The organism is Sphingomonas sp. (assembly GCF_035910975.1).
Classification (GTDB): domain Bacteria; phylum Pseudomonadota; class Alphaproteobacteria; order Sphingomonadales; family Sphingomonadaceae; genus Sphingomonas.
Genome location: NZ_JAMHWM010000026.1, coordinates 313,106 through 335,360 on the forward strand (window position 1 = coordinate 313,106; position 22,255 = coordinate 335,360).

22 protein-coding genes are annotated in these 22,255 nt (G+C 61.6%); 20 read left to right on the top strand and 2 right to left on the bottom strand.

Features of this window, described 5'->3' with window-relative positions; translation table 11 throughout:
- The first annotated feature begins 106 nt into the window (after window positions 1-106).
- The 10 genes from hpaE to mdlC all read left to right on the top strand — a co-directional run bounded on the left by hpaE (window position 107) and on the right by mdlC (window position 9,159).
- Window positions 107-1,621 (top strand): 5-carboxymethyl-2-hydroxymuconate semialdehyde dehydrogenase, encoded by a 1,515-nt coding sequence (gene hpaE / locus VYI76_RS06070; RefSeq protein WP_326523861.1) that lies wholly within the window; start codon window positions 107-109, stop codon window positions 1,619-1,621.
- The gene (locus VYI76_RS06075) at window positions 1,618-3,057 is read left to right on the top strand and encodes an NAD-dependent succinate-semialdehyde dehydrogenase (RefSeq protein ID WP_443018906.1); all 1,440 of its coding nucleotides are present in this window, start codon (window positions 1,618-1,620) and stop codon (window positions 3,055-3,057) included. Before hpaE ends, VYI76_RS06075 begins: the two co-directional genes overlap by 4 nt.
- On the top strand, window positions 3,054-3,671 hold the full coding sequence (locus tag VYI76_RS06080; protein ID WP_326523862.1) for a fumarylacetoacetate hydrolase family protein: 618 nt from the start codon (window positions 3,054-3,056) through the stop codon (window positions 3,669-3,671). Before VYI76_RS06075 ends, VYI76_RS06080 begins: the two co-directional genes overlap by 4 nt.
- On the top strand, window positions 3,668-4,423 hold the full coding sequence (locus tag VYI76_RS06085) for a fumarylacetoacetate hydrolase family protein (protein ID WP_326523863.1): 756 nt from the start codon (window positions 3,668-3,670) through the stop codon (window positions 4,421-4,423). Before VYI76_RS06080 ends, VYI76_RS06085 begins: the two co-directional genes overlap by 4 nt.
- Window positions 4,420-4,746 carry an aromatic ring-opening dioxygenase subunit LigA gene (locus tag VYI76_RS06090; RefSeq protein ID WP_326523864.1) on the top strand — a complete coding sequence of 109 codons (327 nt, stop codon included), beginning with the start codon at window positions 4,420-4,422 and terminating at the stop codon, window positions 4,744-4,746. Before VYI76_RS06085 ends, VYI76_RS06090 begins: the two co-directional genes overlap by 4 nt.
- Complete coding sequence (locus tag VYI76_RS06095) at window positions 4,743-5,561, top strand: extradiol ring-cleavage dioxygenase (protein ID WP_326523865.1); 819 nt, start codon at window positions 4,743-4,745, stop codon at window positions 5,559-5,561. Before VYI76_RS06090 ends, VYI76_RS06095 begins: the two co-directional genes overlap by 4 nt.
- The gene (locus tag VYI76_RS06100; protein ID WP_326523866.1) at window positions 5,561-5,950 is read left to right on the top strand and encodes a 5-carboxymethyl-2-hydroxymuconate isomerase; all 390 of its coding nucleotides are present in this window, start codon (window positions 5,561-5,563) and stop codon (window positions 5,948-5,950) included. The genes VYI76_RS06095 and VYI76_RS06100 overlap by 1 nt, the downstream gene beginning before the upstream one ends.
- Entirely contained in the window at window positions 5,950-6,756 is an 807-nt protein-coding gene (gene hpaH / locus VYI76_RS06105; protein ID WP_326523905.1) for a 2-oxo-hept-4-ene-1,7-dioate hydratase, read from the top strand. The genes VYI76_RS06100 and hpaH overlap by 1 nt, the downstream gene beginning before the upstream one ends.
- Window positions 6,753-7,505, top strand: a complete 753-nt coding sequence (locus tag VYI76_RS06110; protein ID WP_326523867.1) for an HpcH/HpaI aldolase family protein — start codon at window positions 6,753-6,755, stop codon at window positions 7,503-7,505. Before hpaH ends, VYI76_RS06110 begins: the two co-directional genes overlap by 4 nt.
- Before the next feature lie 70 nt (window positions 7,506-7,575).
- A complete protein-coding gene (mdlC, locus tag VYI76_RS06115) occupies window positions 7,576-9,159 on the top strand; it encodes a benzoylformate decarboxylase (RefSeq protein ID WP_326523868.1) in 1,584 nt (527 codons plus the stop codon).
- A gap of 62 nt (window positions 9,160-9,221) precedes the next feature.
- On the opposite strand, the gene VYI76_RS06120 is transcribed toward mdlC, so the two are convergent.
- A complete protein-coding gene (locus tag VYI76_RS06120; RefSeq protein ID WP_326523869.1) occupies window positions 9,222-10,493 on the bottom strand; it encodes an MFS transporter in 1,272 nt (423 codons plus the stop codon).
- Window positions 10,494-10,650: 157 nt separating this feature from the next.
- On the opposite strand from VYI76_RS06120, the gene VYI76_RS06125 reads away from it, so the two are divergent.
- The 3 genes from VYI76_RS06125 to VYI76_RS06135 all read left to right on the top strand — a co-directional run bounded on the left by VYI76_RS06125 (window position 10,651) and on the right by VYI76_RS06135 (window position 13,480).
- Entirely contained in the window at window positions 10,651-11,445 is a 795-nt protein-coding gene (locus VYI76_RS06125) for an IclR family transcriptional regulator domain-containing protein (RefSeq protein ID WP_326523870.1), read from the top strand.
- A 58-nt stretch (window positions 11,446-11,503) separates the two neighbouring features.
- Window positions 11,504-12,142 (top strand): hypothetical protein, encoded by a 639-nt coding sequence (locus VYI76_RS06130; protein WP_326523871.1) that lies wholly within the window; start codon window positions 11,504-11,506, stop codon window positions 12,140-12,142.
- 69 nt (window positions 12,143-12,211) lie between these two features.
- The gene (locus VYI76_RS06135; protein WP_326523872.1) at window positions 12,212-13,480 is read left to right on the top strand and encodes a cytochrome P450; all 1,269 of its coding nucleotides are present in this window, start codon (window positions 12,212-12,214) and stop codon (window positions 13,478-13,480) included.
- A gap of 39 nt (window positions 13,481-13,519) precedes the next feature.
- Here VYI76_RS06135 and VYI76_RS06140 read toward each other — a convergent pair whose 3' ends face one another.
- The gene (locus tag VYI76_RS06140; protein WP_326523873.1) at window positions 13,520-14,314 is read right to left on the bottom strand and encodes a citryl-CoA lyase; all 795 of its coding nucleotides are present in this window, start codon (window positions 14,312-14,314) and stop codon (window positions 13,520-13,522) included.
- 138 nt (window positions 14,315-14,452) lie between these two features.
- Here VYI76_RS06140 and VYI76_RS06145 point away from each other — a divergent pair, with 138 nt between their 5' ends.
- The 7 genes from VYI76_RS06145 to VYI76_RS06175 all read left to right on the top strand — a co-directional run.
- Entirely contained in the window at window positions 14,453-15,592 is a 1,140-nt protein-coding gene (locus VYI76_RS06145) for a CaiB/BaiF CoA transferase family protein (protein WP_326523874.1), read from the top strand.
- A 33-nt stretch (window positions 15,593-15,625) separates the two neighbouring features.
- Window positions 15,626-16,174, top strand: a complete 549-nt coding sequence (locus tag VYI76_RS06150) for a VOC family protein (protein WP_326523875.1) — start codon at window positions 15,626-15,628, stop codon at window positions 16,172-16,174.
- 282 nt (window positions 16,175-16,456) lie between these two features.
- Entirely contained in the window at window positions 16,457-19,318 is a 2,862-nt protein-coding gene (locus VYI76_RS06155) for a TonB-dependent receptor plug domain-containing protein (RefSeq protein WP_326523876.1), read from the top strand.
- A gap of 69 nt (window positions 19,319-19,387) precedes the next feature.
- Complete coding sequence (gene wrbA, locus VYI76_RS06160; RefSeq protein ID WP_326523877.1) at window positions 19,388-19,990, top strand: NAD(P)H:quinone oxidoreductase; 603 nt, start codon at window positions 19,388-19,390, stop codon at window positions 19,988-19,990.
- Between the two features lie 13 nt (window positions 19,991-20,003).
- Window positions 20,004-20,831 carry an alpha/beta fold hydrolase gene (locus VYI76_RS06165; RefSeq protein ID WP_326523878.1) on the top strand — a complete coding sequence of 276 codons (828 nt, stop codon included), beginning with the start codon at window positions 20,004-20,006 and terminating at the stop codon, window positions 20,829-20,831.
- A 23-nt stretch (window positions 20,832-20,854) separates the two neighbouring features.
- On the top strand, window positions 20,855-21,979 hold the full coding sequence (locus tag VYI76_RS06170) for a cobalamin-independent methionine synthase II family protein (protein WP_326523879.1): 1,125 nt from the start codon (window positions 20,855-20,857) through the stop codon (window positions 21,977-21,979).
- 75 nt (window positions 21,980-22,054) lie between these two features.
- On the top strand, window positions 22,055-22,255 hold a 201-nt coding region (locus VYI76_RS06175), incomplete at its 3' end, for an alcohol dehydrogenase catalytic domain-containing protein (protein ID WP_326523880.1).

The following is a 22,255-nucleotide window of genomic DNA, read 5'->3' on the forward strand; positions in this document are numbered from 1 at the left end:
CTGCGGCCGACAACCCGATTCCGCGGCGGGATTCGCAAATTTGAGTGCGGTTGCATGAAGCCTTGATTTAATTAACATGTGAAGTATATCTGCGGCACATTTCCTGATGGACCTTGATCTGATGACCAGACGTGACGCCGCACTCAAAGCGATTGAGAATCACAGAATCGTGCCCCTGGGGCATTTCATCGGCGGCGATACCGTGAAAGGTGTGGGCCAATCTTATGACGTACTGGAGCCCGCAACCGGGCAGGTGCTGGGCAAGGTGCGAGACTCCACCCCGGAGGAAACCGAAGCCGCCGTTTCCGCTGCGCGCAGCGCATTTCTGGAATGGTCCAGAACTCCCCCCGGACACCGCCGCCAGATCCTGAACAAGGTTGCCGACGGAATTGTCGCACGCGCAGATGAAATCGCGGCGGTCGAATGCCTTGATACGGGCCAATGCTGGCGCTTCATGTCCAAGGCAGCGATTCGTGGCGCAGAGAATTTCCGGTTTTTCGCCGATCGCGCACCCGCCGCAGCAGATGGGCAAATGCTCCCCACCGCCGACCACCTCAACTACACCAGTCGTTCACCGATTGGCCCCGTGGCGGTGATCACGCCGTGGAACACGCCTTTCATGCTATCGACCTGGAAGATCGCTCCCGCTCTCGCCGCCGGATGCACCGTCGTTCACAAACCGGCGGAATGGTCCCCCTATTCAGCACGGCTTCTGGTCGAGATCGCGCACGATGCCGGTGTCCCACCCGGCGTGTTCAACCTGGTCAACGGCCTGGGCGAAACCACTGGAAAGCGGCTGACCGAGCATCCGGATATCAAGGCGGTGGCGTTTGTCGGAGAGTCTTCGACCGGCTCCGCGATCATGCGGCAAGGCGCGGCGACACTGAAGCGCGTGCATTTCGAGCTTGGCGGTAAAAATCCCGTCATCGTGTTCGAGGACGCCGATCTGGACGCGGCACTCGATGCGGCCATCTTCATGATCTATTCCCTGAACGGACAGCGCTGCACGTCATCGTCGCGCTTGCTGGTACAGCGATCCATCTATGACGCCTTCGTCGAAAAAGCCGCGGAGCGTGTTCGCAAGCTGAAGGTGGGGGACCCATTCGACCCCGCAACCGAGGTTGGACCACTGATCCACCCGCGGCACCTGGCAAAGGTTTCCAGCTATGCTGATATCGCTACCAGCGAGGGCGCACGGATCGCCGCGGGCGGCGCGGTTGTACAAGGCTCGGAAGGGTATTTCTTCCAGCCCACGCTCTTCACCAATGCAACCCAGGATATGCGCATTGCGCGTGAAGAGATTTTCGGGCCGGTGCTGACCGCGATCCCGTTCGACGACGAACGGGACGCCATCAGCAAGGCGAATGACATCGACTATGGTTTGGCGGCGTATCTGTGGACCCGCGATCTGGAGCGTGCGCTGCGTGTATCCGATGCGCTGGAGGCGGGCATGGTCTGGGTCAACAGCGAGAATGTTCGACATCTTCCGACGCCCTTTGGCGGGGTGAAGGCGAGCGGAATCGGGCGAGACGGCGGCGACTGGAGCTTCGATTTCTATATGGAGACGAAGAACGTCGCGTTGGCGCGTGGCACGCACACCACTCCCCGGCTGGGGCTGTGAGCAGCTTTGCAGAGATTGTCCCATCCGGTTGCCTGATCGGCGACACATGGGTGACGAATGCAGAGATGATCGACGTTCGCAATCCCGCTGACGGAACCCTGGTCGGCCAAGTTCCTTCACTGGGCGCTGCGCACACACAACAGGCCATCGACGCGGCCGCTCTTGCCTTGCCTGGATGGGCGGCAAGGACAGCGAACGAACGTGCCGAGATCCTGATGCGCTTTCATGCGCTAATCCTTGGCCATGAAAGCGCGCTGGCTGCCTTGCTGACCGCCGAACAGGGAAAACCCCTTTCGGAAGCGGTCGGCGAAATCCGCTATGCTGCACGCTTCATCGAATGGTTCGCCGAAGAAGGAAAGCGCATCGACGGCAGGGTCATCTGCCCGGAGGATGCGGACAAGCGCATCCTTGCGATCAAGCAGCCGGTCGGTGTGGTCGCGGCGATCACGCCCTGGAATTTTCCGGCCGCAATGGTCACGCGCAAAGTCGGCCCAGCCCTGGCCGCGGGCTGCACCGTCATACTCAAGCCCGCCGAGCTGACCCCGCTCACAGCCCTCGCTCTGGGGGCGTTGGCCCGGCAAGCTGGCCTGCCTGACGGCGTATTGAACATCATTACCGGCGATCCCGCCACGATCGGAAAGGTCCTGACAGCCAGCCCGGTAGTACGAAAACTCAGTTTTACGGGCTCCACCGCGACGGGCGCGCTCCTCTATGCCCAATGCGCACCGACCGTGAAGAAGTTGAGCTTGGAACTGGGCGGCAACGCGCCCTTCATCGTGTTCGACGACGCGGATATCGAAGCGGCCGTTGTAGGGGCGATTCAATCGAAATTCCGCAATGCGGGACAGACCTGTGTTTGCGCGAACCGCTTCTATGTGCAGGCCGGTGTCTACGACGAGTTCGTGGGTTCGTTCAGCAACTCCGTCAGCAGACTTCGCGTTGGCGCGGGTGATATCGAAGGCAACCAGATCGGTCCGCTGATCGACGAAGCCGCCATCGCCAAAGTCGAACGGCATATCGCGGATGCGACCGACAAGGGGGCAAGGGTCACGACCGGGGGCGCGCGCCACCCGTCCGGGCCGTTGTTCTTCACACCCACCGTTCTTGCGGATGCGAACGGGACGATGCTCGCGACGCAGGAAGAGACGTTCGGCCCCGTAGCCCCGGTGATCCGGTTCGACACCGAGGCGGAAATGATCGCCCATGCGAACCACACCCCATTCGGCCTAGCCGCCTATTTCTACACGCGCGACATCACGCGCGTCTGGCGTGTCGCCGAAGCGGTTGAAGCCGGGATGATCGGCGTCAACACCGGGTTGATCTCTACCGCCGTTGCACCGTTCGGTGGCGTCAAATCCTCTGGGCTGGGGCGTGAGGGTGCGCGTGAGGGCATCGAGGAATATCTCGAAACCAAGATGGTGTGCATGGCGCTATGATCGTCGGAAATATCTATGGCGTCGTTCTGAACGACCAACGGCAACTCGGCCGCCTTGCACCACTGTTTGGCGAGAAGCCCTATGGGAAGCCTCCGGGAGCTCCGGTGGTATACATGAAGCCACGCAGTGCCACGAATGGCGGCCCCATCCGGATCGCGGCGGACACGGTGCTGCACGCCGGGGCGACGCTGGGCCTGTTGTTCGGACGCGACGCGACGCGTGTCAGCGAAGCGGAAGCGTTCGGCCACGTCGCGGCGACCTGTCTGGCGATTGACCTGATGATGCCCGCCGACAGCTATTACCGCCCGACAATCGCGCAACGTAACGGTGACGGCTTTTTGCCGCTGGGTGAATTTTCGGCCCCGGCCCTGCCGGACGCAATCGATACCGCGGTCGATGGACAGAATGTCGATCGCCTGCCCCTCGACCAGCTCGCACGCAGTGTACCCGCACTTGTCGCGGAACTATCCGAGTTCATGACCCTGCAAGCCGGTGATCTGCTGCTTGTCGGCCTTTCCGGCGATGCGCCAAACGTGCGCGCGGGACAGGAGGTTACGGTGACGGCTGACTCCTTCCCTCCGCTCTCCATCGCAATCGAAAGGCTTCGGGCATGAAGCGTGCCCGTATTGCTCACCGCGGCCGTGAACAATGGGTTGAGGTCGTCGACGACGACCAGGCGCTGAAACTTCCCGGCGGTGAACTGATTGGAGCGGAGCACGCTCACTGGCTACCGCCCGTCACACCCGGCGCGGCTGCCTACGCGCTGGGACTGAATTATGCCGATCATAATCGAGAACTCGGCTTTTCAGCGACACGCGCCGTACCGCTGGTCTTCATGAAGGGCAGTAACTGCTTCGTCGGACATGATGGAGACACGCCGCGCCCGGCAGACGCCAACCAGATGCATCCGGAAACCGAACTCGTCGCGATCATCGGGCGACCGGCTCGCAACGTAAATGCGCAGGATGCTCTTTCCTACGTCAGCGGTTTTACGATCGCGAATGATTATGCGATCCGCGAGTATCTGGAAAATTATTACCGCCCCAACGCCCGTGTGAAGAACCGGGACGCGACAACGCCGATCGGGCCGTGGATCGTGGACGCTTCCGTCATCCCAGATTGCCAGCGCCTGGGCATTTCGACCCGCGTCAATGGCCGCGAAGTCCAGCATGGCTCAACCGCAGACATGATTCTCGATACCGCAGGACTTGTCGCGTATCTGTCGTCATTCTCAACACTGATGCCTGGCGACATGATCCTGACGGGAACGCCGCATGGCGTATATTTTTGCGATGCTGGCGACACGGTAGTCAGCGAAATCGAAGGTATCGGCAGACTGGACAATCATCTGGTGGCGGTGCCGTGAGCCTCTACACCGTGTCCAAGCTGCTCTACGTCCTCAATCGCGACGAAGAAGCCAAGCAGCAATTTCGGGACGACCCGGCATCGTTCACACATCAGTTCGAACTGGATGATGAGGAACGCAATGCGATCCTCGGACACGATATCGGCAAACTCTATGTGCTGGGCGTGAACGGACAGATCCTGATGCATTTCGCCGCCCTGTGCCAAATCGAATGGTCTGACTATCTGGAACGCATGCGTGAAGGGGTCCGACGGCACGGGCCGGTGCGCGCAGGGATCTATGCGATGACGACGAATGTGAACGAAAAGGTGGCCGGGGCATGAGTCTGGTCTTTGCAGGCGTGTGCAGTCACGCTCCTGGCATCACCGGTCGCGCCGAGCGCGCAGACCCCGCCCAGCGCAACGCCTTTTATGGCGCATTCGACGCGATGCGAGAGCAGCTGGTTGCCACGCGCGCCGAGGCGATCATCGTGATTGCAGCTGAGCATTTCGCCAATTTCTTCATGAACAACATGCCTGCCTATGCGATCGGCATGGGCGCGGAATATGCGGGGCCGATCGAGGATCCCGCCTGGCTGGGCATTCCCAAACGAGTCGCGCGCGGAGATCCCGACCTGTCGAGCCGGCTCATCGCCGAAGTGATGCAGACGGTGGACACCGCCTATTGCGAGGAATGGGTGTTCGACCACGGCATCATGGTTCCACTCCATTTCCTTGATCCGGAAAACAGGCTGAAGGTCATCCCGATCAACATCAATTGCCAAGGACCGCCGCTAACCCCGCTTCATCGGGCCTGGGCATTCGGAGAGGCGCTGCGCCGCGCGGCGGACTCGGTTCCCGAACGTATCGCCCTGATCGGAACCGGGGGAATCTCGCACTGGCCCGCCACACCTGACAGTGGACGGGTGAACGAGGCCTGGGACCGGGACTTTCTCGAACGCTGGTCGATGAACGACAGGGAGCGTCTGCTCGCTTACAACGATGCAGAAATCTATTTGGAGGCGGGGCAGGGCGGCTTTGAAATCCGTACCTTCATTGCAACTGCGGCCGCCGCGCGCGGGCAGGGCCATGTCCAGTTCTATGCGCCGATCCCGATCTTCGCGGTGGGGTGCACGGTCGCGACAATGGATATTCAATAATGGCGCATGCGACGGTCGAGTGGACAGACAATCTGGAGCATGATCTCGACCTGGGCGAATTGCTCGGCCTGATCGCCGGTTGGATGCGTGACCATGCGGATGGTGCCTTTCCGATCGGCGGCATACGCGTGCGGGGCATCCGCATTACCGATTATGTGATCGCGGACGGGAACGGCGCGGACGACGCATTCATCAACATCGATGTGAAGATGGGCATCGGCAGATCGGAAGCGTTCCGGCGCACCTTCTTTGACGGCCTGTTTGCCGTGATCAAGCGACAGTTGGGCGACCTGTTCGAGCGGCGTCCCGTCGCACTCTCCCTTTACGTACAGGAAGTCGATGGCTGGAAACATAATTCGATCCACCAGCGACTGAAGAAGGACAAGTGATGCCCCTGGATCCACACATCATCGCTACCCTCGCCGCACGTCTCGATCAGGCAGAGCGCGAGCGGACCCAGGTTGAGCAATTCTCGCTCGAATACCCCATGATGACGCTTGAGGACGGCTATGCGATCAGCCGCGCCTGGGTCGGCAGCAAACTGGCGTCCGGGCGGCGCATCATCGGCCACAAGATCGGGCTGACCAGCCGGGCGATGCAACGGTCGTCGAATGTCACGGAACCGGATTTCGGTACATTGCTGGACGATATGTTGTTTCCGGACGGACAGGATATTCCCGTCGCCCGTTTCATTGAACCGCGGGTTGAAGTCGAACTGGCCTTCATCCTCGGCAAGCCGCTACGTGGACCGAACTGCACGTTGTACGATGTGTTGGCCGCCACCGAATATGTCACCCCCGCCATCGAGATCATCGACGCGCGGATCGAACGGATCGATCGGAACAGCGGCGTTACCAGAAAGGTATTCGACACGATCGCGGACAATGCCGCCAATGCGGGCATCGTATTGGGAGGTCGCCCGGTCAAGCCGGATGCCGTCGATCTGCGCTGGGTTTCGGCCCTGTTGTACCGCAACGGCGTGATCGAGGAATCGGGCGTTGCCGCAGCGGTGCTCAACCACCCCGCCAATGGCCCTGCCTGGCTGGCGAACAGGATCGCGCTGCATGGCGAGAGTCTGGAGGCGGGACATATCGTGTTGGGCGGCAGCTTCACGGCGCCGGTCTTCGCGAATGCCGGTGACAGCTTCCATGTCGATTACGGCGACCTAGGCTGCATCTCGGTGCGCTTCCAGTGAATCCGTTCATCCAGGCGCTTCGGGAAAAGCGGCCCCTGCTCGGGCTGTGGCAGGCTCTCGCCTCTCCGTACACGGCGGAAATCTGCGCACGCGCGGGCTATGACTGGCTGCTGTTCGACGGCGAACACGCGCCCAATACCCTGCAGACCCTGCTCGCACAGCTCCAGGCGGTCGCCCCCTACCCCGTCGAGCCGATCGCGCGCGTGCCGATGGGCGAACCGGTAGCGATCAAACAGTATCTCGATATCGGATTTCGCACCCTGCTGGTTCCCATGGTGGACAGCGCGGAGCATGCGCGCGCCGTTGTCGCCGCAACCAGATTTCCCCCCAAAGGCGTGCGCGGCGTTGCCAGCGCCACCAGCCGCGCATCAGGCTTCGGCGCCGATAAACGCTATTTGCATGAAGCGCATGAACGGGTTTCGGTGATCGTGCAGATTGAATCCGGCGCGGCACTGGAAGCGATCGAGGACATCGCGGCTGTCGAAGGCGTGGCGGCGCTGTTCATCGGTCCGGCCGACCTTGCGGCATCGCTTGGGCATCTGGGTGATCCCGGGCACCCAGAAGTGCAGACCGCGATCGCATCGGCGTGGGCACGGGTCGGCCATTCCATACCGGTGGGTATTTTTGCGACCTCGGAAGAGGATGCGAGAGAAAAGATCGCCGCCGGGTTCGGATTCGTTTCCGTCGGAACCGATATAGGCGTCCTCTCCAAGGGCGCGCAGATACTCAGAGCCACCATCGCCGGCTAGCCGAGGGCGATAACCATGTACCTTCGCACAGCCAGGGAGCTGGCGAGGGACAGTATCCGGCAGGAGAGCCATGATCATGGATGCGCAGCCTGGAAAAGATACCGTCCGGGATGTCACGATGAAGTTGCTGCGTGCGCTGGATGTTCGCACGATTTTCGGCAATCCCGGATCGACAGAGCTGCCGATGTTCAGGGATTTTCCGGACGATTTCCGCTATATTCTGGGTCTTCAGGAATCGATCGCCGTCGGCATGGCCGACGGATACGCGCAGGCGACGCGCAATGCCGCGATGGTCAATCTCCATTCGTCCGCCGGGGTCGGCCATGCGCTGGGCAACCTGTTCACCGCATACAAGAATCAGACGCCGCTCATGGTGACGGCGGGTCAGCAGGCACGCTCTATCCTGCCGTTCGAACCATTTCTGTTTGCAGAGCAGGCAGCCGAGTTCCCAAAGCCGTTTGTCAAATGGTCGATCGAACCGGCACGCCCACAGGATGTACCCGCCGCGATCGTCCGCGCCTATTATATCGCGATGCAGCCGCCGCGCGGGCCGGTCTTCGTATCCGTGCCGGTGGATGATTGGGATGTCGTCTGCGATGCGCCGCCTTCCGTACGCCGCGTAAGCAATTCCATCGCCGGCGATCCTGCCCTTATCTCCGAAGCGGCAGCCGCCCTGGCAACGGCCAAGCGCCCGGCGCTGATCCTTGGCGCGGGCGTTGCGCGCGACGACGCGTGGCATGATGTGATCGCTCTGGCCGAACAGCATCAGGCGGCGGTCTGGGTGGCTCCGTTCTCTGCACGGAACAGTTTCCCCGAAAATCACCCTCTGTTCGCCGGGTTCCTGTTACCGTCCCGCGAGAAAATCGTCGCGGATCTGAACGGGCATGACCTGATCCTTGTTCTGGGTGGCCCGCTTTCGCTCTACCATACCGAAGGGTTCGGCCCACATACCCCGGAAGGCAGCGACGTTATCCAGCTCGTGGATCATCCGGGCCAGGCCGCATGGGCACCCACAGGGATGTCGATCATCACCAGCCTGGTCCCCGGCATCCGCGCGTTGCGGGAACAGACGCAGCCGGTCTCCCGCGCGGCGCCGCCCTTGCGCAAACCCAGCCCGGCGCTGGACGGAACGACGCTCAGCGACGCCTATCTGCTCCAACAGATCGCCAGGCTGCGGCCAGGTGGCGCGATCATTGTCGAAGAGGCTCCGTCCAGTCGCGGCGTCATGCACGATTATCTGCCGATCATCGATCGCGACAGTTTCTATACCTGTGCCAGCGGTGGACTTGGACACGGGCTCCCTGCGGCAATCGGTATCGCGCTGGGGCGACCGGGAGCGCGCGTCATTGCATTTCTGGGTGACGGATCGAGCATGTATTCGATCCAGGGGTTGTGGACCGCCGCGCAACTCAATCTGCCGATCACCTTTGTGATCGCGAACAACGGGCGTTACGAGGCGCTGCTCCAGTTCGGCAGGCATTTTGAAATCGAAAATCCTGTCGGCAGCCGACTTCCACAGATCGACTTCGTCAGCATCGCGAGCGGTCAGGGCGTGCCAGCACGTCGTGTCACACAAAGCAGCGAACTGGACGCCGCCCTGCGCGCATCCTTTGCGACCGACGGTCCCACGCTTGTCGAAGTGATCATTTCATAAAAATGGAACACCGCCGGAGCAGGGCTCTGCTCCGGCGAGGCTGCGCCATCATGGCGGTCAGTTCACGACTTCAACCTGCGGCAGAACATCAGAAGTGCGGCGATTGCCAGACCGCAGGCAAGCGCGGCAACGATGAAGCTCCACTTGTAGCCGTTCACCGGGTCAAACGCCCAGCCGGCCAGCGTCGGTGTGGAAACCCCGGCCGCTGCCTGCAAAAGAAACACGATACTTGCAGCCTTGGCGAAGCCCTGTGCGCCGAATCGATTCGCAAGCGTCGCAGGCTGGCATACGATCGCCCCGCCCAGGCCAATGCCCACAAGCGCAGAGTAAAGGATAAGCCCGGGCCCCTGCACGGCAAACGCGGCGACCAGAAGCCCCATTGCCGATGGCACAAGCAGCGCCGCCCACAACGTCGCCGGATTCATTCGATCACCAAGCCAACCCACCAGCGCCTTCGCGAGTACGCCCGTGAGCGCATATAGGGCCAGTCCGGTGCCTACCGCCGCCTGGCTGTGTCCTTTATCCAGCGCGTTTGCCGCCCCGTGCGCCAGCACGAGGCTCAATCCTCCGGTAATCACCGCGGAGGCCAACACGATCGTCCAGAAATCCGAGCGGGTCAGGATCTGGCGCAGCGTCAGCGCCGCAGCGGATGCAACAGCCAGGCGATCGGCAACGTCCGCCGGCGCTGTGTCGCCGTCAGCATATTGGCCAACATCTTCTGGAGCTTCACGGACCAGTGTGGCCGCGAGCAGCGTCGCGACCGCGCCAAAACCGGCGACGACCCACCACCCGGACCGCCATCCGGAACTATCTTCCCCGATCAGTGCCGTCAGAACCGGCGCTATGAAGATGCCGCCCGCCGCCGACGCTGTGAGCATGATGGCATATGCGAGAGCGCGTCGTCTTACAAACCAGCGAGGGATGGCGGTCTGAGCCGTCAGATTGCCGCCCGATGCCACGGCGAAGCCGATCACCAGGCCAAAACAGAGCATCGCCGCCATTGGGCTGGCAACGATGGTGGCCATCGCTAAAGAACCAAGAGTAAGCAGCGCATTGCCAAGAGTCAGGGTCCAGCGGATTCCTATGCGCCCGATCATGGTCGCGACCAGGGGGGAACTGAGGCCGATTACGCCGAAATAGACAGAAAATGGCAGGCCCATCTGTTCCCGTGTGAACCCGAGATCACGCGCCATCGCCGTATTCAGCAGTGAACCGCCTGTCATCGGGAAGGCGAGATTTGCGACCAGGATGAACCAGAATACTGCGAGCAATATCCAGCCGTAGAATATACGAGATGCGCTTTCGCCAATCTCAGGGGTGCGCGATTGCAACACGATGCCAATCCTCTCATACGCCGCTACCGTCTATTCCACACGGCTTTATTTCGGTTATCGAATAATATTTCGCAAAGCGCAACCGCAGATGTTACCAGGCGTGAGCCGACAGGAGCGTCCGGGCGGAGGGATGAGGCATTTTTTGGGGGGGACTATAGTGGCTGAGGAACGTAAGGAGGGAATGGGAGGGCTCGCCAAGGGGCTGGACGTCCTGCTGGCGTTCGGCGAGGGGCGCCCCGAATTGACGCTGAGCGAGGTGGCGGAACGCACGCAACTCGCGCCCGCAACCGCGCGTAGGTGCCTGCTCACGCTTCAAGACGAAGGCTTTGTCGGACACAGCGAACGCCGCTTCTTCCTGCTACCGAAGGTGCTAAAGCTCAGCGCCGCCTTTCTGGAGGCGCTAGATATAGAGCGAATGACGCTGCCGCATCTGACGTCGCTTGCGAATGCGACGGGTGATGCCGCGTCGGTGACCACACTTCAGGGGCGTGATATCGTTTACCTCGCCCGATCGTCGGCACGCACGATGATGCGGCTGGATGCCCATGTCGGCAGTCGCTTTCCCGCTTTTTGTACGGCAACGGGACGGATATTGCTGGCAGCGCGCACGGATGCCGAGATCGACGCCTATCTCAAAGGTCCGCTTCCCGCATTGACCGAGGAAACAGTAACTGATCCGGCTGCGCTCAAGAAAATTTTGGCGGCAGCACGCATGGACGGATATGCCGTGGTCGAGGACGAACTGGCCTATGGCGTGATCTCCCTGGCCGTGCCCCTGCACGACGAAAACGGGCGAATCGTGGCGGCGCTGAACAGTTCCGGCCATTCCAAACGGATCGACAAGGAGCGCATCGTTCGCGAGCAACTGGCGATGGTACGCGAGCATGCTGGCCTGATTTCCGCAGAATTCCGCCAAGTTCCACAGGTTAGCCGGATGTTGCGCGACGAGTGACCTCGACAATGTCCGCATAACGAAATATACTTCGCTCAACGAAATCAGACGGAGAGCGATGATGCGGCAACACCTTTTCCTTGCACTGACGGATCCCACATCCGGCCGCGAGGCCGATTTCAACACCTGGTATGACCAGCATCATATTCAGGATGTCGTCGATTTCTGCCCCGGCTTCGTGCGCGGAAGGCGATACTGGCGGGTTTCGACCACGTCCGAGCGCGAAGGACAGAGCTGGCAGAGCATCGCGCTTTATGATCTGGAAGCCGATGATGTCGCGGCGCTGCACGCCAATGTATTTGCCAACGTAAGCCGCTTCACGCCGGGGAACGGCGTCTATGCACCCGACCATGCAGCCTGGGTCTACACCCCTGTGCACGGCGGCCCGATTCCGGCATTCGAACAAGGATGCGACGACTCCCGCATCGTCATCTTCGCCTTCTTCGACAGCGATCCCAGTACGTACATTGAAGGCGGCAGCAGCGACGCCATCATACTGGAACGAAGCCCGGATCAACGCGAGGGACAATTCCCGACATGGCGTTACCTGGTCGCCCGTGATGTGCCGGCAGACCAAGCGGAACAGGAGGCGCGGCGCATAGGCAGCGCAGAGGCGCCCGCTGCGCTCTGGATCTATAGCTCTCGGGGCGAACTGCACGTGTCCAATGCGGACGCGTCGCGGGCAATCGTCGATTGACGTTGATCCAATACGACTTTATTTCTTATAGCGAACTATATTTCGAATAACGAATTTCTGGAGAGTGTCATGTCCGTGGATTATGCTGAGCGCACCCTTGACCAGGATGTGAGTGACTGGCTTTCCCTTCGGCGTGATGCGCCACTGGATCGCTGGGGTGTCTATGAACGCCTCCGCAACGAAGCGCCGTTCTATCAGCACGGCGACGTCTTTTTCCTGTCACGGCATGCCGATTGTTCAGCGGTGCTGCGTGACCACCGTAACTTCCTGAGCGGTTTCGACCCGGAAAGCGACCGCGTCCAGAAGGTTCTGCGCAGTCTCGATCCCGAAAAACGTGCCAAATATCAGGAAGTACTGGAACATCAGTTACGGTGGCTGACGTCGAGCAACGGCGACAAGCATGTTGCGCTGCGCACGCTGGCGACGCGGGTGTTCTCCGTTCGTGCGATCGAGGACATGAGAGCACGCGTTCAGCGCGAGGTGGACGAGCGGCTGGAGGAATTGTCATCACGCGATTCGATCGAGATCATTTCGGAGTTCGCTTATCAGCTGCCACTGACCATCATCTCCGAAATGCTCGATATTCCCGAAGAGGTACGGGAAAGTATCCACACGTCCTGGCAGAGCATGGTCAAGCTGATCGGCAACCCGCCCGAACAGGTTCCGCTGGTGATCGATGAGGTACATGCCGGCATGCGCGAGCTGGAATCGCGCCTGAAGCACACGTTCGACCTGCGCCGGGGCCAACAGACTACCGACCTTCTGACACGCATGCTCGAAGCGCAGCACGATCAGGGCGGCGCGCTGACCGAACAGGACGTGATGGGCATCGTGGCGCAGATGGTGATCGCCGGCCACCAGACCACGCAGGACACGATCGGCAATTCGCTGCTGGAATTCTTCAACCACCGCGACCAGTGGGACGCGATCCGGGCGGAGCCGGAGTTGATACCAAATGCGGTGGAAGAAATACTCCGCCTGCGCACGCCCGGCCAGATGGTTTCGCGCAATGCCCGCATCGACATGCAGGTGGGCGATCATCTCATTCCGGCAGGCAGCCGGGTGACCTGTCTGCTGGGATCGGCCAATCGCGACGCCAACGTGTTTCCCGATCCCGACCGGTTCGACATCCGGCGCGAGAACGCAAAGCAGCATCTGGCGTTTTCGTCGGGCGTCCACTTCTGCCTGGGCGCATCGCTTTCCCGCATGGAGGTCTCGATCTTCCTCAAGACCTTTTCCCGGCAATTCCCGGACGCACACCTAGAAACGCAAAAGCCGGAATGGCTGGCGAACAGCTTCCTGCTGGGACTTGAGGAACTGCGCGTCCGCCTGAGGTAGGAAGTCCCGGACCGGGGGAGCGCGCTCCCCCGGCTCACGTCATCCATTGTCCTTTTCAGGACCGTCGTAGCTGATCGCGGCCGCAGCGGCACCCGACATGATGAAGCCGATCGGGCGGGCTGCCTCTTCATTCAGATGGCCGATCAGGCCGGCGGTCCGCGCGAGCAACGAAACCCCCTTGAGCGCGTGGAGCGGGAAACCGGCGTCCAGCATGACGGCGGCGATCGCACCGTTCACATTGATCGGCAGCGAGCGCCCGATCGCCTCGGGGAGCGTGGTGAACACGGTATCGAGCATCGCGCAATAGGCACCCGCGACGCCTTGTTCATGGGCAAGCGCGATCAGCCGGTGGGCACGGGGATCTCCACCCGAATGCTGGGGGTGCCCAAACCCCGGAATCACTTGACGCTCCGCACGCAACGCAGTGATTTTTGCCCGCGCGGCGTCCATCGGCGAGGAGTCCGCCGCCGCATCGACACATGCGGACAGGAACCGCCCGGCCTCTTCCGCGCTTCCCAGCACAACCGAACCACAGCCGAGCAGGCCGGCGGCAACGGCGCCCTGCAATGCCTCAGGCGCGGCGGCATAGGTCATGCGCGCCGCAACGACACTGGGCACCAGCCCATGTTCGGCGATCGCCGCCAGCACTGCATTGGTCATCGCGCCTTGTGCAGGCGTCGGCATCACGCCGGTGACGAGCAGCCAGAAATAGCTGGTGAAATCGACCTTTCCGATGATCTCGTCGCACAGATCCATGCCGCGAACGTAGATATGCTCCGCATCAGAGGCGCAGATTGCCGAAAAGGGTGAATCCTGTTTGCCGATACGCATCATTCTTCCATTTTTTCGTTTTGCGAAGTTGAAATCGCTATCCGAAAAGTGTAGCGATCTGTCAAGGCGAGGCTCGGTACGGTCCGGGTCTAGAAGCTCATATCAGAGCGGCTGCGGCCGGGGAGAATGATGCCAAATCCGTTGCGCGACATCACCGTTCTCGAAATGGGAACGTTTATCACCGGCCCGGCAGCAGGGATGTTGCTGGCCGACATGGGCGCGCGCGTCATCAAGGTGGAGCGCCCCGATGGCGGCGATCCATTCCGCGCCTATCGCGGCACGCTCTATGCCCCGCATTTCCAGACCTATAACCGTAACAAGCAGTCGATCACGCTGGATACACGCCAGCCCGAGGATCTTGAGGCGTTCGACGCGCTGGTGCGCACAGCGGATGTGTTCATCCAGAATTTCCGCCCCGGAGTGGCCGAGCGCCTGGGCGTTTCCGCTGAACGGCTGCGCGAAATCAATCCGCGGCTGATCTATTGCTCAATCTCCGGCTTCGGGCCGGATGGGCCAGAATGCGACCGGCCGGCATTCGATACGGTGGCACAGGCAGCCAGTGGCTTCCTGCGCCTGCTCGTCAATCCGGAGCATCCACGTGTGGTGGGTCCGGCGATCGCCGATTCGCTGACCGGTTTCTATGCCGCCTACGGCGTGTTGTCCGCGCTCTATGAACGCGAACGCGTCGGGGAAGGGCGGCTGGTCGAAACATCGATGTTCGAAGCGATGTGCCACTTCAATCTGGACGATTTCACGCACCTGTTTTCCGCAGGCCAGGTGATGGGCCCACATAGCCGCCCGCATGTATCGCAATCCTATGTTTTCGCGTGCTCCGATGGAGAGTGGATCGCGTTGCACATGTCTTCCCCGCCGAAATTCTGGGAGAATCTGGCGGCGGCGCTGGGGCAGCCGGACCTGCTTGCGCGACCTGAGTTTGAATCGCGCGACGCGCGGATCGCGCATTATGAACAGGTTGTCGATCAGCTTGCGCCCCTGTTTGCCACACATCCACGCGACTGGTGGACAGAGCGCCTGGCCGAGCATGAGGTGCCGCATTCCGCCGTGCTCAATTCGAACGAGGTGATCTGCACCCCGCAAGCGCAACATCTGGGCTTGGTCGTCGAGGGCGATGGACCTCATGGGCCGTTCCGCACGATCCGGTCACCGGTCAGTTTCGACGGACAGCACGACGACACGGTTCTCGCGCCGCCGACGCTGGGCCAGCACAACGCGGAAATATTGTCCGGAATCAACAAACGACCGGCGGATGCGCAGAAATAGATCGCACGCCACCACGATAGAGAGAGGAAGATTATGACACAGATGCTGCCAAACCGTCTTCATCACACAGCCTATGTCACCAAGGATCTGGAAGCGACACGCGCCTTTTACGAGGATGTGATCGGCCTGCCGCTCATCGCGACATATTGCGAGGCAGACGAACTGTTCGGGAAGGAGCGGGTCTATTGCCATTGTTTCTTCGGACTCGCTGATGACAGCGCCCTTGCCTTCTTCCAGTTCGCGGATCCGTCGGATCAGGCCGAATTTGGGCCGGACATCCCATCTTCGCCCTTCCACCATATCGCCCTGAACGTAACCGCCGAGGCCCAGGCCGCACTGGAAAAGCGGATCGCCGATCGGGGCCTGGAGGCGCCGGACACCTATGTACTCGAACATGGCTATTGCCGGTCCGTCTACATCAAGGATCCAAACGGTATGATCCTGGAATTCACCTATGACGCGCCCGCGGCTCTGACCGGCGATGCGGAGCGACGGGCGACCGCGCATGCCGAGCTCAAGCGGTGGCTGGCCGGCGACCACCGGAATAACAACCTGTTCCGGGTCGAGCAGCACGCGGACTGAATTACCGGGCTGGCTGCGGTACCCGCGCGGCAGGCACGCACATCTTGAACACAGCCGCGTCCGGCGGGGGGCGGCGGTGCTCCTGCGCTCGCGCTGCGTCGAGAACGTCGAGCAATCCATCGTGCAACAGGCGGACAAATGGATGCGAATCCCCGTTGCATCGACCAGACAACAATGATAGCCATTCGCTTATCGAATACAATTTCGATTAACGAAATTAATGAGAAGGTACCGTCATCTCGGCGCAACGGCTGGGGACTGGAGTACCGATAGGGAGGTTGCATGAGAGCGAAACTGTTTCGGATGCTGGCGGGAACGACTTGCCTGTGCGCCATGGCCTCTGGCGCGCAAGCGCAGAGCGGAGCCACGAACGCGGCAGATGCAGCGGAAACCGCACCCAGCGCAGAACAAACGATCATCGTTACCGGATCGCGCATCACGCGTGACGGTTATCAGGCTCCGACCCCTGTGACGGTGGCGGTGGCCGACGATCTGCTGAAAGGATCGCCCGCCAGCATTCCGGAGGGCCTGAACAAGCTGCCGCAGTTTATCGGATCTTCCGGGCCGAACCGCAGCGCGGCGACGTTCGCAACGCCCAATCACGGCAATATCCTGAACATGCGCGGTCTGGGCGGCATCCGTACCCTGATCCTGATCGACGGCGTGCGCGCATCGCCCTCAACCTACCTCGGCACCGTCAATGTCGATCTGTTCCCACAGTTGCTCACCCAGCGTGTCGATGTCGTCACGGCGGGCGCATCCGCCTCTTACGGTTCCGATGCCGTCGCCGGCGTCGTGAACTTTGCCCTCGATACGAAATTCAAGGGCGTAAAAGGCGTGGCGCAGGCCGGCATATCCGGCCACGGCGACAACGCCACGAACCGCCTGGGCATCGCCGGTGGTTTCAACGTGACCGACCGTCTTCATGTGCTGTTGAGCGTCGAGCATAGCCAGAACGACGGATATCTGGTCGGAGATCGCCCGAAACTGGCTGAGCGCGGCATCGCGGTGGGATCGGTGATCGGCGGCGGCTCTCCCGGATCGGTGGGCAACCCACTGCACTTTGTTCGCAACGCCCGCTATAATTTCGCGAGTTTCGGCGGACTGGTCAGCACGGGGCCGTTCGCCAACACGGTATTCCTCAGCGGCCCGAATGATTACCGCACCGCGATCACGGGCACGCCAACCGGGTCGAACGGCTATTTCGTCGGCGGCGATTATTACCATTCCCCGGACAGCCTGACCGCAAGTGCGGCAATGAAGAGCCAGTCGCTCTTCGGCCGTGCGGACTTCGAGGCAACAAACGACCTGACCCTGTTCGCCCAGTTCATGGGCGCCAAGTCGGACATAAGCTACAACTCGCTGCCGAACCTGTTGCTGACGCCGCCGATCTTCAGCGGCAACGCCTTCCTTCCTGCCGCGCTGCAAGCTCAGCTCACGGCCAGCGGCACACCGTCATTCACCTTGCGCAAGCTGTTCGATGAATTCGGCCCGATCACGGCATATGAACGGGTATACAGCTGGCAGGCCATTGCCGGTGCCAAGGGCAAGGTCGGCGCGTTCGACTGGAACCTCGCCTATTCGCACGGCAGCACCATCTTCAAGTTCCGTCAACCTGCGCAGTTCGAACAGACGAAGCTGGCCGCGGCGCTGGACGCCGTGGTCGATGGCAACGGCAACATCGTCTGTCGCCCGACACTGAGCACCAATGCCGATGTTCGTGCGCGCTATGCGGGCTGCGTTCCGCTCAATCCGTTCGGCTACGGCGCGGCTTCGGCGGCAGCGCGCGACTATGTAATGGGAACGTCCCTCTACCGGGCAGAGATGGTCACGGACAATATCGTGGTCGGCCTGTCCGGCGACCTGATCGACCTTCCCGCCGGGCCCGTTTCGATCGCGGTCGGCGGCGAATATCGCAAGCAGACACTCAACCTGACCTCGAACTCAGATCCGGCTGTGTTGCAGGATCATACAGGCCTTCGTGGTTTGCTGCCGAATGCAACGCGTTACTATCTGACCAACACCGGCGTTGCCCACGGTTCCAGCGTGGTGAAGGAAGGCTATGCCGAGATCGCGGTCCCGGTCCTCAAGGATGCCCCGCTCGCGGAAACGCTCGATCTCAGCGCCGCGGTCCGCTACACCGATTACAGCACCAGCGGTGGCGTCACGACATGGAAGCTGGGCGGCATCTGGGCTCCGGTAAGGGACCTCAAGTTCCGCGCCACACGCTCTCGCGACATTCGGGCACCTACCTTGTTCGATCTGTTCGCCGGTCCGCAGTTCATCCAGCAGGCATCGCTCGATCCCCACACCAACACCAATGTCGGCTACTTCCAGCGGTCGAGCGGCAACCCCAATCTGCAGCCGGAAATCGCAGACACGATCAGCCTGGGCTTCGTTCTGCAGCCATCATTCCTGCCCGGCTTCGCGCTCTCGGTCGACGCGTTCAACATCAAGATCAAGGGCGCGATCTCGACGCTCAGCGCGGCCCAGCTCCTGCTGGACTGCGATCTGAGCGGCGGCACAGCGCCATCCTGCGCATCGATCAGCCGCCCGCTGCCCTATTCGGACCGTTCGCCGGCGAATGCGCCGACCGAAGTCCGCGTGGCCGGTGTGAACGTGTCGACGTTCGAGACACGCGGCATCGATTTCGACGCCTCTTACCGTACCCGTCTGGGCGAAGGGCAATTGGCGTTACGTTTGTACGCGACATATGTTGATCGTTTTCGGACCCAATTGAGTGCCAGCGAGCCGGTAATCGAATATGCCGGGTTCAGCACCTTGGGTGCCCGTGCCGACACGACGATCCCTAACGTCAAGGGCAGCATCAGCGTCGCCTATGACAAGGAAAATTTCTCGATCTTCGTTCAGCAGGGTCTGATCGGTCGGGTCAAGCTCGGGCCGAGACTGCACTATACAACGGAAAAGTTGCCCGCAGTGTCGAACACTGACGCCACGCTGACACTGCGTCCCGACATGATCCGCGGAAAGGGAGAGTTCTTTTTCACGGTCAACAACCTGTTCGACAAGACACCCCCGCAATTCTACGTCAACACCGTTCCGGGCCTTGGGCCGGGGACCCTGATCAATCTCTACGATACGACCGGACGTCAGTTCACCGCAGGTGTCCGTTTCAACTTCTGATCAACAGGGGGAGCGGCGATGCCGGAGACCCGGCATCGTCGCTCCGTCCGGTGCAAATGAGGGCAATCGATGGCGCGCGTCCTGATCCTTTATTATTCCAGCTACGGTCATATCGAAACACTCGCCCGCGCGATCGCAGAGGGTGTGGCTGAGGTTCCCGGCGCCGAGGCGGTGGTCAAGCGCGTGCCCGAACTGGTACCGGAAGACGTCTGCCGGGCATCCGGTATCAAGACGGACCAGGAAGCGCCGGTCGCGGACCCGGCGGAGCTCGGCGATTATGACGCGATCATCATCGGCACGCCGACCCGTTTCGGCAACATGGCCGCGCAGATGCGTAACTTCCTCGACCAGACCGGTGGCCTGTGGGCGCGCGGCGCGCTGATCGGCAAGGCCGGCAGTGTCTTTACCTCTACCGCGAGCCAGCATGGCGGACAGGAAGCCACGTTGCTGTCCACCCAGGTGACGCTGATGCACCACGGCATGGTGATCGTCGGCTTGCCTTACAGCTGGCCGGGCAATGCGCAGATGGCGGAGATCGGCGGGGGCACACCCTATGGCATTTCCACTATCGCCGGTGCGGACGGTTCGCGGCTTCCCAGCGAGAACGAACTGGAGGGCGCGCGCTTCCAGGGCCGGCACGTCGCGCAGATCGCGTCGAAGCTGGCCGCATGATCTGGAAGCGGGAATGAACCGTCCTTCCTGCACCGATCCGGTTTTTGGCGGCACCATCACCGATATTCCCGTTTCCGGTGGCACGATACGGGTAGAGTCGCTCGGATATGGACGGGCGATCCTGTTCCTGCATGGCTGGACTCTCGATCGGCGAATCTGGGAACCGCAGGCGCGCGCGCTGGCCGACAGGTACCGGATCGTGACGCTGGACCGGCGCGGGTTCGGCGAATCGTCGGCTCCGCCGGCCCTGCCGCAGGAACCCGCCGATATCCTTGCGATTGCCGACGCGCTCGGACTGGAGCGCTTTGCACTGGTGGGAATGTCGCAAGGCGCGCGGATCGCGCTGCGTTTCGCCATTGCCCACCCAGGCCGGGTCAGCGCCATCGTGCTGCAGGGTGCGCCGCTGTCCGACGTTCCCGGAGCGGACGAGGAAACGCCGATCGTTCGGATGACGGATCTTCTCGCATCCGGACAGCTGGAGGAAATGCGCCGGATCTGTCTGGCGCATCCGTTGATGCGGGTCGCCGGTGAAGGACGGGCGCTGCTGGAGCGGATCGCGTCCGGCTATTCGGGCCGCGATCTGGCGACCCCCTCCACGCTGGAAGTGACCAGCGCAGATTGTGCCGTGATACAGGCTCCAGTCCTTGCGATCACTGGTGGAAATGAAAGCGCCTGGCGTCACCGCGTCGCGCGGACGCTGAAAGAGACCGCCGGGGCCGCGCGGCTGGATATCCCGGATTGCGGACATCTGTGCAATCTTGAGCGACCCGACATCTACAACGCGGCGATCGTCGATTTTCTTGAACAGCGCGCGGCCGCCATTCGCCCGCGCGCCGCATGACTGCACCTATAGGGAACGGGTAGATGTCCGGAAGATTCCTCACGACCCACACCGGCAGCCTGCCGCGGCCTGACGCGCTGATGCGGATGATGTTCGCGCAGGAAGAGGGCGTGCCGGTCGATCGCGCCGCACTGGATACCACGATCGATACGGCGGTCGCCGAGATGGCGGAATGCCAGATCGCTGCCGGCATCGACATCATCGGCGATGGCGAAATGTCGAAGCCCAGCTATGCGACCTATATCAAGGATCGCCTGTACGGCTTTGGCGGCGAGGGCGGCAGCTACGCCTTCCAGGACCTTGACGATTTTCCCGGAACGAAGGCGAAGGTGTTCGGAGATTCCGGGCGTTCGCGGCGGCGTGCGCCCGCCTGTGACGGCCCGATCAGCGTGAAGGATATGGAAGCGCCGCGTATCGATGCCGCCCGCCTGATCGAAAAGGCGAACGGCCGTGCCACCTTCATGAGCGCCGCATCGCCGGGGGTGACGGCGCTGTTCTTCCCCAACACCTATTATCCCGACCACGAACAATATCTCTTCGCGATCGCAGAGGCGTTGCGCCACGAATATGAAACGATCGCGGCGGCCGGAATCACCCTTCAGGTCGATTGCCCCGATCTGGCGATGGGACGCCACGTCCAATATACCGATCTGGACCTGCCCGAGTTCCGCAAACGGATCGGCATGCACATCGCCGCGCTGAACCATGCGCTGGCCAATATCCCCGCGGAACAGCTGCGCATGCACCTGTGCTGGGGCAATTATCCGGGACCGCATCATTGCGATGTCCCGCTTGCCGATATCATCGACCTTGTATGGACCGCCAAACCGTCCACCATCCTGTTCGAGGGGGCCAATCCGCGCCACGCGCATGAATATGCCCTGTTCGAGCATGTAGGCGTCCCGGAGGGCAAGATTCTGTGCCCCGGCCTGATCGAGCCGCAATCGCCCTATATCGAGCATCCCGAACTTATCGCACAGCGGATCGGGCGCTTTGCGGATCTGGTCGGGCGTGAACGGGTGATCGGCGGCGTCGATTGCGGATTCAGCATCCATGTCGGTAGCGGCGGGATGGACCCGGAACTGGTCTGGGCAAAGCTTGGCGCGCTCGCTGAAGGCGCCGCTATCGCCAGCAGCCGTTACTGGTAACCCGCGAACCCGCGCAATTCCCGGCCTGAATCAGAAGATGACGGGCAGAACCAATGAGACAGGAGCAGAGTTTAGATGAAGACCCGCGCCGCCGTGGCATTTGAGGCGAAGAGGCCGCTTGAGGTTGTGGAGCTGGACCTGGAGGGTCCGAAGGCGGGCGAGGTGCTCGTCGAGATCATGGCGACGGGCATCTGCCACACCGATGCGTACACGCTTGACGGACTGGACAGCGAGGGTCTGTTCCCGAGCGTGCTGGGGCATGAGGGCGCCGGCATC